Origin of the sequence: Flavobacterium psychraerolatum, assembly GCF_025960985.1 — a bacterium.
In the GTDB taxonomy this organism is placed as follows: Bacteria; Bacteroidota; Bacteroidia; order Flavobacteriales; family Flavobacteriaceae; genus Flavobacterium.
The window spans coordinates 1-9,927 of record NZ_JAOQMX010000074.1 but is presented as its reverse complement, the minus strand read 5'-3'; the positions used below and the strand labels follow the sequence as shown (position 1 = coordinate 9,927).

Annotated in this window: 10 protein-coding genes; 5 read left to right on the top strand and 5 right to left on the bottom strand. The window is 31.8% G+C overall.

Annotation, left to right across the window (positions count from 1 at the left end; genetic code table 11):
* Positions 1–117 precede the first annotated feature (117 nt).
* The 3 genes from M2326_RS17125 to M2326_RS17115 all read left to right on the top strand — a co-directional run bounded on the left by M2326_RS17125 (position 118) and on the right by M2326_RS17115 (position 2,410).
* Positions 118–420, top strand: a complete 303-nt coding sequence (locus M2326_RS17125; RefSeq protein ID WP_264620765.1) for a hypothetical protein — start codon at positions 118–120, stop codon at positions 418–420.
* Positions 421–454: 34 nt separating this feature from the next.
* Complete coding sequence (locus M2326_RS17120) at positions 455–751, top strand: hypothetical protein (protein ID WP_264620764.1); 297 nt, start codon at positions 455–457, stop codon at positions 749–751.
* 324 nt (positions 752–1,075) lie between these two features.
* Entirely contained in the window at positions 1,076–2,410 is a 1,335-nt protein-coding gene (locus M2326_RS17115) for a sigma-54-dependent transcriptional regulator (protein WP_264620763.1), read from the top strand.
* On the opposite strand, the gene M2326_RS17110 is transcribed toward M2326_RS17115, so the two are convergent.
* Positions 2,407–4,836, bottom strand: a complete 2,430-nt coding sequence (locus M2326_RS17110) for an ATP-binding response regulator (RefSeq protein WP_264620762.1) — start codon at positions 4,834–4,836, stop codon at positions 2,407–2,409. The genes M2326_RS17115 and M2326_RS17110 overlap by 4 nt on opposite strands.
* Before the next feature lie 234 nt (positions 4,837–5,070).
* Between M2326_RS17110 and mtgA the strand changes: the two genes are divergently transcribed.
* Positions 5,071–5,814, top strand: a complete 744-nt coding sequence (mtgA, locus tag M2326_RS17105) for a monofunctional biosynthetic peptidoglycan transglycosylase (protein WP_413603280.1) — start codon at positions 5,071–5,073, stop codon at positions 5,812–5,814.
* Positions 5,815–6,777 (top strand): lipid A deacylase LpxR family protein, encoded by a 963-nt coding sequence (locus M2326_RS17100; RefSeq protein ID WP_264620761.1) that lies wholly within the window; start codon positions 5,815–5,817, stop codon positions 6,775–6,777.
* Between the two features lie 135 nt (positions 6,778–6,912).
* Here M2326_RS17100 and M2326_RS17095 read toward each other — a convergent pair whose 3' ends face one another.
* The 4 genes from M2326_RS17095 to M2326_RS17080 form a co-directional block, all read right to left on the bottom strand.
* Positions 6,913–7,341: a hypothetical protein gene (locus tag M2326_RS17095; RefSeq protein WP_264620760.1), complete on the bottom strand. Its 429-nt coding sequence runs from the start codon at positions 7,339–7,341 to the stop codon at positions 6,913–6,915.
* The gene (locus M2326_RS17090) at positions 7,341–7,838 is read right to left on the bottom strand and encodes a helix-turn-helix transcriptional regulator (RefSeq protein ID WP_264620759.1); all 498 of its coding nucleotides are present in this window, start codon (positions 7,836–7,838) and stop codon (positions 7,341–7,343) included. Before M2326_RS17090 ends, M2326_RS17095 begins: the two co-directional genes overlap by 1 nt.
* Positions 7,839–7,841: 3 nt before the next feature.
* Positions 7,842–8,414, bottom strand: coding sequence for a hypothetical protein (locus M2326_RS17085; protein WP_264620758.1), 573 nt, complete (start codon positions 8,412–8,414; stop codon positions 7,842–7,844).
* Positions 8,415–8,615: 201 nt separating this feature from the next.
* Positions 8,616–9,632, bottom strand: a complete 1,017-nt coding sequence (locus M2326_RS17080) for a TaqI-like C-terminal specificity domain-containing protein (protein ID WP_264620757.1) — start codon at positions 9,630–9,632, stop codon at positions 8,616–8,618.
* Positions 9,633–9,927 lie beyond the last annotated feature (295 nt).

The following is a 9,927-nucleotide window of genomic DNA, read 5'->3' as shown; positions in this document are numbered from 1 at the left end:
AAAGAAAGAATATCAACTTGACGTTAAAGTTGGAGATAAAGAAGGTTCTTTATTTGCTGACGAAAATGGAAAATGGATTCAAAAATAATACAACATTCAATTTAAAATATACATATTATGAAAAAGTTAATTTTATCAGCAGCAATTATTTTAGGGTCTTTAACAACAATGTCGGCTCAAGATCAAAATACTAATCCAACTGAAGCAGCAACTGAAGCTACTACTACAACTGGATACAGTGAAATTAAATTGGAACAAGTTCCTGCGGCGGTTATTGAATCTCTAATGAAATTACATCCTGAAGCTATTATTTCAAAAGCATTTGCTAATGAGAAAAATGAATATAAACTTAATATAAAGTCTGGCAACACTGAAGAAACTTTATTCGCAGATGCAAACGGACAATGGATTCAAAGCTAATAATCAAATAATTACAAATTAAAAAATAGATATTATGAAAAAGTTAATCTTATCAGCAGCCATTTTATTAGGTACAATGACTGCTATTGCAACTCCAACTGAAGCTGCAGTTCAAAACAACGCAATTGAAAACATTCAAGACGAATTTACTGAAGTCGCAACAGATGCACTTCCTGATGCTGTCAACAGCACCATTACAAATTCTTTTCCTGGAGCTAAATTAGAAAAAGCATATACCAACGAGCAAAAAGAGTACAAACTTGAAATCTCAATGAGCGATAAGATGTACACGATTTATACAGATGCAGAAGGTATTGTTATCAAAAAGTAATAAATGATACTAGTCCGTGAACAGTATTAATTTTCAATTTAAGCACTTTAAAATTTGACTCGTTCTCTACCTCTTATTTATGCTCTCCACAAAGATCATATAGATTATATTTGAAAGAAAGATAAGAATGAGTCGTCCGATCAGTAAAAACCCAACTAGCTACTGCCAATTCAGATGTCAATGGGAACTGATTATCATACCAATACACGGATTTGTTTATATACATCGGAAAGAGGACGCCAAAAGCGATCTCTTTTTTTTTGCATAATTTTATGACAGAACAACAATATTAGTATTAATTTAGCTAAAAAAGCACCATATCCCATGCAAAAGATTTTAATTATTGAAGATGATATTTCATTTTGTAAACTGTTAGAAAAATTTCTAACAAAGCACTCTTTTTCAGTAACGACCTCTTTTTCAGCAGATGATGCCCGGATAATGGTTAAAAAAGAAATATTTGACCTGATATTAACAGATCTTCGCCTTCCTGACACAGATGGAATAAGTCTTTTGAGTGAATTCAAATCAACACACCCTCAAATACCCGTAATTTTAATGACGGGTTATTCTGATGTAACTACAGCTGTAAAAGCAATTAAAAATGGCGCTAGTGATTATATATCCAAACCTTTTAATCCTGATGAAGTTTTATTGGTCATCAACAATACTATTCAAAATAATGAAGTCCAGCTACCATTAAAAAAGGAAACTTCAAAAACTAGAAAGAAAGCGGAATTAAAAGAATATGTCCAAGGAATTTCGCCTGAATCAAAGAAACTAAGTGAACACATCCAGCTGGTAAGTCCAACAGACATGTCTGTATTAATCATTGGTGAAAGTGGGACAGGAAAAGAAATAATAGCAAAAAGTATACATCAAAATAGCCCTCGGAAAAACAAAAATTTCATTGCTGTAGACTGTGGTGCCATACCAAAAGAATTGGCTGCAAGTGAGTTTTTCGGACATTTAAAAGGATCTTTCACGGGTGCAATATCCGATAAGATTGGTTATTTTGAAGCTGCCAATAACGGTACCCTTTTTTTAGACGAGATAGGCAATCTATCGTATGAGAATCAAATTCAGCTATTACGCGCCTTACAAGAGCGAAAAATAAAACCTGTAGGAAGTAATAAAGAAATCGAAGTTGACATTCGAATTATTACAGCTACGAACGAAGATTTGCGAGAAGCAGTTAAAAATGGTGATTTTAGAGAAGATTTATACCACCGAATTAACGAATTCTCCATTCACTCTCCTTCCCTTTCAGAACGTGGGGCAGATTTAATGATTTTTGCCGAATTCTTTTTAGATAAGGCAAACACACAACTCAACAAAGAAGTTATTGGATTTAGTAAAGAAGTCGTTCGAATTTTTCAAAACTATCCTTGGCCAGGAAACCTACGGGAATTACAAAACTGTATCAAACGATCAACTCTGCTAACTTCTGGCGATTTTATAGAAGCGACTGTTCTACCAATGGAATTTTTTCAACAAGAAGTAACCAAATCAGATTCATTGTCCTTATCCAAAAATGAAAAAGAAGCCATTGAGTTGGCATTACTAAAAACGCAAAACAACAAATCGGAAGCCGCAAAACTTTTGGAAATCACACGCAAAACCCTATACAACAAATTAAAATTATATGATCTTAACTAAAGCACCTTCTTAAGTGCACTAAATAAAACATTAATTTTTATTTGTAAATCAACAATTACCTTTTCTAATTCTCCTACTTTATATTGGTTTAGTTCTAATGCATTCAAGACAGTAGCAATTTCAATTGCTTCTATTTGTTTGAACATCGGAGCCATTTTGTGTGCAATTGCTTGCATTTTGACAGGATCTATATCTTGAGCTGCAATCTGAAGTTGACCTAAATTATCTGTTGTTGATTCCATCAGCGAATGTACCACACTTCTTACGGCCTCTTTGTCATTATTCAAAAACAATAATAAAGACTCCAAAGAAAATAGTTGAGTACTTTTCTCCAAAACCAAAACGTCAGTAACTTCAACTGGAAGCTTATCCCTTAGAAATACAGCATCTATTGTTTTTAAAAGGAAATTAGGGCTCAATGGTTTTTTAACTACGGTTGTAAACCCAGCCAAAAGATATACTTCAGCATTTAAATCTCCCCTACCTGTGACTGCAATCAGTGGTTGCCCATCATACTCACTTGTTTCTGCATTCACGATAGCTTCTGCCAACTCAAAACCATTCATGATAGGCATTTGAATGTCTGTAATTAATAAATCAAAAGTAGTATTCAATATATAATGCAAAGCAGCATACCCATTAGAAAATGGAACTACCGTATAATATTTCTTTAAAACCTCGGTTGAAAGCCCTAATAAATCTGCATCATCATCTACGATAACAATGGTTTTATTTTGCACGACAGGAACATAAAGCCCAACGATAGATTTCGGTAGTTCTGATCCAAAAAACAATGGAAATTTAATTTCGAAACAACTTCCGTTTTCAGAGCTAGTTTTTAAATACAAATCACCTCCTAAAAGATTACTTATCTTTTTTGAAATAGCCAAGCCTAAACCAGTTCCACCAAATTGTTTTTCTATATTTTCATTTGCTTGGGCAAACTCTTCAAACACCAGTTCTTGACTTTGTTTCTCAATTCCAATTCCAGAATCGGTTATCGTTATATATACCCATTGTTCGTCTAGAGACAAAGTCGCATTGATTCGAATAAACCCATCAGCAGTGAACTTATACGCATTCCCCAAAATATTGATTAAAACTTGTTTTACCCGAAAAACATCACCCAAAACTGATCTTTCAAAACGATTATCAATCGTAACTTCAAGATCTATTTTCTTATCTTTATGAACAGATTGAATATTATTAGCTACTTCATTTATGGTTTCACCTACCAAAAAAGGTTGATTTTCTATCGAAATTTTACCAGCTTCAATTTGTGAAAAATCCAATAGATCTTGTACCAATCGAGTAATGTAGTCTGATGAATTCTTGATTGTATTTGTATAATACAACTGCTTTTTGGTTAAATCAGATTCTCCCAAAAGTTCTGCATACCCCATAATTGTACTCAAAGGTGTCTTCAGATCATGACTAACAGTCGAAATAAGTTGTTCACGACTCTTGAGTAAATTCTTCGTTTTGAAATTGGCAACTTCCAATTGTGTTTTATAAGATTGTGATTTAGAAAAATCACTTGTAATTAAAAGCGAAAAAAACAGCGTTAGCAATAAACCAATTCCAGCAGCGTAGCTTACAATCTTATTTGTCTTTTTAAGGGATTTATCTTTTTCGATATTATTATTAATCGAAAAAACTATCATTTCATTTTCAATAACACGCAGTACTTTTCGAAGTTGTTCTGATATTAAAATTTCATTTTTTAAAAGTTTATTTTCTTCTTGACTTAGGGACTTTTGCTTTTTTTCAGCTTCTACTTTGACACGATAAAGCAATCTTTTTGAAGCCGACAGTATAGAATCCGAAGCTTTTTTGGTTAGGGTATTGGTACTATCATCAGGAATATTTTTATTAAGGTAATCAACATAATTTTGAAGTACTGTTCGTTCATAACCACCCATTTTTTCGGGATGCTTAGTAAAATCATGAAGCTGTAATTTTTGAAGAGAAGACTCCAACTGGGTTAGCTCTTTTATCGCATTAGTAACCGAGCCATCATCTGAGGATTTACTTTTAATAGCCTTAAGCTTCCTTATATTTTCTGTTTTTTCATTTAATAGAACACTAACACTATCTAATAATTTTATTTGATATTCATTCGTTATCCCTTTTTTTAAGGAATCAATTCTAATTTCCAAAGAGTCTGTTTGAGCAATATAGTTTTTAAAATCTGCTTCTGTATTGGACTGAATTGTTTTTCGAGCCAAGCTTTCAGTTTTATAAACATTTGAAAAAAGTTTACTTATACGTAAAACGATAGTATTCTCTGAAGCACTTTGATTTTCTATTTTCGAATAAAAGACATTTTCAGAATATAAAACCCAGCCTACACTCACCACCAAGGCCGCTAGAACGAAATAACTTATTAGAACTTTTAAAGGAAGATTACTCTGTTTATGCCCCATGTATAGGATTAACTTGAATTGATTATAACTTATTAATTGCAGAATTATAACTAAATATAGAACATCACTGCGAGCAAATAAATTTAAGTAAAATACTTTGGTTTGCAAACACTTTTCTTTTATTAAAAAATTACTCTTCAAAAAAATACATCAAAATTCACTCAAGAAAAAACCTGAAAAATATTGAAAGGTTTATTAAAAAAAGTAATTTTACCGAAATATAGAATTAAACCAATGGCAGTCTCAAAAATCAAGAAAAAACCATTTAAAAAACCAATTAAAAAAGATACTACAAACAATATGGGTACGATAAAAACTTTTTTTTTAAAAATAGTCTTATGGTTTTTTGGAATCTCGATCTTTTTCGTACTACTCTTTAAATTTGTACCTGTCCCATTAACTCCCTTAATGGTTATCCGAATATTTGAAAATAGAAGTATTAATAAAGATGCAGTATTTAGCCATGATTGGGAACCCATTGAAAATATTTCTACCAATTTGCAAAAAGCAGTTATCTCTAGTGAAGACGGCTTGTTTTTAACTCATAGTGGTTTTGATTTTGGTGCATTGCAAAAAGCATACAAAAATAATGAACGTGGCCGTAAAATAAAAGGCGGAAGTACTATAAGCCAACAAACTGCCAAAAATGTCTTTTTATGGCAAGGACGAAGTTACCTAAGAAAAGGCCTCGAAGCCTATTTTACAGTTCTTATTGAACTTATTTGGGGTAAAGAACGCATTATGGAAGTCTACTTGAATAGTATCGAAATGGGAGACGGAATTTACGGAGCGCAAGCTGCCACTCAATATTGGTACAGAAAAGACTGTAACAGCCTTACCCCTACACAAGCCGCAGGAATTGCAGCGATATTGCCAAGCCCAAGAAAATACAAAGCAACAGGATCCTCAACTTATATCAATAATAGAAAAACCAAAATCGTAAAGGTGATGAAAACTATTGGTACAATTAAGTACTAAATGATTTTAAAAAAATATCTTATCACTTCCATTTTTCTCTTCACAGCTGCCATCTGGGGACAAAATACTACTACAGAAATTGGACTAATTACTGACAATGATTTGTATACTTCTTCTAAGAATGACATGTACTACACCAATGGATTGGAACTATTTTACAGGCATATTATAGAAAGTCAAAATCCAGAGGTAGCTAAAAAAACAGTTACGTTCAAACTAGGGCAATACATTTACACACCTCGTTTTGTAATCACACCCAAAATTTCGATTATGGACCGTCCATACGCAGGTTATCTATTTGGTGAACTGGGACAATCTTTGTTTTTCAAAAAGGAGTCTGTATTTCAAGCAGACGTTCGACTGGGTTATTTAGGACCTAATTCTTTTGGGCGTCAAATACAAAATAATTTTCATGAAATTGTGGGCTACCCAAAACTACTGGGATGGGAACATCAAATTCAGAATGCACTCGCTATTCAGACCCATTTTTTATATTCTAAAAAACTCTTTAAAGAACGCAACAACCGATTTACAGATGTACACTTTAGATCCGAAGCCAATTTGGGAACCATATTTACAGGTGTTTCTACCGGTTTAATAACGAGGATTGGATTTAAAAAACTGACTCCTATATATGACTCCAATTTATATGGAGCAAGCGCAGGATCAAATGAAAGTGAATTTTATGCCTATGTGAGTACTAGCGTTAACTACCAATTGTATGACGCAACAATTGAGGGCAGCCTTTTTAACAACAACAGCCCCGTGACCTTTGATCTGGTTCCTTTTCGATTCAATGGAGAAGCCGGAATAAAATACCGAAAAAACAACCTAAACCTATATTACACCTTTATGTATCGAGGGAGAGAATTGGTACACCCAACAAATACGGGCTACTTCTATGGTTCAGTTGGGATTTCTTATTTACTAAACAAGAAAAATATAGCCAATAAAAAACCGTAAATCTACTGTAAGATTTACGGTTTTTTATGTGGAGAATGCGAGACTAAATAATCTACTACCAGTATATTCCTTGCTTAAAAGTACACTTATATAAAGTATAGCTAAGCATACCTCTAGATTACCCTATTTATTTCTTTAATCAAAAACTACGTCTTCGGGAATCATTTCCGCTACGTTTAGAGTAGGCAAGATGTATTTGTTAAAGATAGTTCCTTCAGTTTTTGAATGCAATATGCCTCTTGCAGTACCTACTGTTAACATGGCCATGTGTGCGACAAAACCTTTTGGAAGAATAATTTTATCATTTGATTGTAAACTTTCCCAAGTAATCTTTTCAATATTAAAAAAGCAAGTCACTTGCGTCGCCATAAATGGCTTTTTCTTCATTTCAAATGTAAATTTTAAACTTACTGAAAAAGCTTCTTCTTCTACATTCAAGCCAAAAGACATATTTGTACTAAGGTTTACATTGCCCTTGTCAAGATGGTTTTCTTCAAACAAAGCAAATTGATCTGTTCTTATTTTAACGAAGTTAAAAGTAAGGTTTACGTTATTATCTGCCATTATCCTACTTTTGGGTATTTGATTGCTTGAGTTAAATTATTATAAACAACATTCATTTGAACTCCCTCTTTTTGTCTGAAATTATCTGAAAAAGAATAATCGGCTAGATCATTCTTAGTTAACTCTTTGGTTAATATTTTTTCAACTGATTTAACTTGAGTTGCATTTATTTTTATTTCGCTTACTGGATTATAACTTATAATCTCCATCAACAAAATTCCCAAAGCATCTTCTAATTTTCCAATGGTCTCAAAGGTTAGATTTTGTTTTCCTTTGATGATCTTATTCACTTGTTGTGCAGAAACATTCATTTTTTTTGCTAGATCTTTCTGAGACATTCCTTTGTGTTTCAATGCCTCTAGAACAGTAGTTGCAACATTGTATGAGTGATCTATCCATTTTTTATTGGCTTTGTATTGAGCCAACTTTGAAAGAAAATTAGAAGGCTTGTCGCTTACTAATTTTTCAAATTTGTCTAATCTTTCGTTTAGTTCCATATCTTAAATTTCATACATTTCAAAATCATCCTGATCTAGAATTCCTTCTTCTTTGAGATAATATTTAATGTCTTCTAATTTTTGTTTTTCTTTGATTAAGTGTGCGCTTTCCTTCATTGTCTCCACTAACTTTATTGCTCCGCCAGTAACAAGAAATGTGTTTGGTCCAATTTTAATTGCATACATACGCAACCATTTTTTCCTAATTGGTGTTTTCGCTTTGACTAGTTGCAGTTCTTTATGTGTGAATTCTAAATTGTATAAAGGATGAAATGCTTTTGAAAGAGTGTCGCTCCCTGTTTTTGACCCTGAAACTGCCAAACTTTCAAGTTGGTAAAATAATGCTTCAGCTTCTTCTCTAGTATATTTGATTGCTTGTTGTATGCTGATTGTTTTTCCATAATAACCACTATTTAAATCGTCTTGATGTAAACTGAAAAAATCATATAAATACTGAGGATCTAACAACCATTGCTCCATACACTTGGTTACTTCGTCTTCCATCTCACCATCTAAGTGAATTGAAAACAATCCTTCACGCTTATTTTCTTGGACAAATATAGGGACTATTTTCATTAAATCAACTTATAGGTTTATTTTTTAGCAAAAATATATGAATTTTATAACAACCAGAAAATTAGTTATTAACAGTATTAAAAAACTTAGCTTAAACGATTTGTAAAAAAAAAATTCAATAGAAGATAGAGACATTATACTGATTACTTATTTTAGGTAGAACATGATTTGCGTTAAACTATACCCGTGTAATAGCTATGACTAACTATTTTCAACAATGGCTATTTCCTCTGCTGTTAATCCATACAACTCATACACCATGGCATCGATTTCTCGATCTGTAGCGTTTATTTGTTGTTTAAGAGTTTGAGCTTCTGCTTTTTTAGTTTCAAATACTTCCATCCAATCCATTTCGTCGAGTTTGGTTAACTCTTTTACGGCTTGCATATTGTTTTTAAGTAACTCCTTATTATTGGTTTTAATGGCTTTGTTGACTTCCTTTATAAAATCTGCAAAGGATAACTCGTACCATTTTTGTAATTTTTTAGATAGTTTTTCTAACTGAAATTGTCCTTTTAAATAGTTTGTGAACTTGTTATTTTTTTCTTGTAATTCCTTATTAACCGTCAACATTAAATCTGCTTTAGGAATAAATGCTTCTTGTTTAGGGAGCGAGATTTTTTTTATTTTAGTGTTTTTCAAATTTGGAGCTGAAAACAATAAATACCCACCTGACATTCGTAAACCATCAAAAAGACACTCAAAAGTATAATTGTAAAGTTTGGAATTTAACCAGCAAACCAAGTATTCTGGAATAAACAAATCTGAAAAATTATAAATGCAATTAGTATTTATTGAAGCAAATTCGGCGTATTTATCATAAAAAGCTTCACATTGTAAACCGATTTTTGAAATAATTATTTTCTTATTACTATATAAATTATGTCTGTTTTTAGATATTACATCTGAATCTTTTGGCAAATAAGGTGATAAATATTTTTCTCCTTTATCTGTTAGATAATCCAAACCCCAAAATGATAAAAACGGATCTATTGTACCAGTATTAATTAACTTATAACCAATATTATCTGAGATTAGATTAGAATATAAATCAGCTTCACTTGCTGTTGATGTTGCACTAATTTTGCCACAATTTTCTAAGGATTCAGATTGTTCAAATACTTTTAGAGTTAAATTTATTTTGTCATTTAATAAGAATCCCAAAATCGAATCATCCAAAATACTTAACTTATCTGATGGATAATTATTAGAAATCAAATTTCTAGTACTTTCATCAAATTTTCCATTTACTAAATCATATTTTTTTGAAGACTTTTCATTTTTTATAAAAGTAATTACTGGATATGTACTTGCATCAGCAAAAACAATTTTGTCACTATAGTCAATTAATGAAATTAATTTATATTCTGCTAAAAGAATTTCTCTGAAAGCTTTCCCATAACTTGCAGATAAAAATCTATTGAGGTAAGCAGTTAGTTACATATGATCTCCTTTTGACAAATATTATCTGCTTTTACCATTCTTTTGATTAAATTATTGAATATTGTGTCTT

Excerpts from the sequence above, each read along its gene's own strand:
- M2326_RS17125 (WP_264620765.1), top strand. The coding sequence starts at position 118 with ATGAAAAAGTTAATTTTATCAGCAGCAATTATTTTAGGGTCTTTAACA.
- mtgA (WP_413603280.1), top strand. The coding sequence starts at position 5,071 with ATGGCAGTCTCAAAAATCAAGAAAAAACCATTTAAAAAACCAATTAAA.
- M2326_RS17110 (WP_264620762.1), bottom strand. The coding sequence starts at position 4,836 with ATGGGGCATAAACAGAGTAATCTTCCTTTAAAAGTTCTAATAAGTTAT.
- M2326_RS17115 (WP_264620763.1), top strand. The coding sequence starts at position 1,076 with ATGCAAAAGATTTTAATTATTGAAGATGATATTTCATTTTGTAAACTG.
- M2326_RS17095 (WP_264620760.1), bottom strand. The coding sequence starts at position 7,341 with ATGGCAGATAATAACGTAAACCTTACTTTTAACTTCGTTAAAATAAGA.
- M2326_RS17100 (WP_264620761.1), top strand. The coding sequence starts at position 5,815 with ATGATTTTAAAAAAATATCTTATCACTTCCATTTTTCTCTTCACAGCT.
- M2326_RS17090 (WP_264620759.1), bottom strand. The coding sequence starts at position 7,838 with ATGGAACTAAACGAAAGATTAGACAAATTTGAAAAATTAGTAAGCGAC.
- M2326_RS17120 (WP_264620764.1), top strand. The coding sequence starts at position 455 with ATGAAAAAGTTAATCTTATCAGCAGCCATTTTATTAGGTACAATGACT.
- M2326_RS17085 (WP_264620758.1), bottom strand. The coding sequence starts at position 8,414 with ATGAAAATAGTCCCTATATTTGTCCAAGAAAATAAGCGTGAAGGATTG.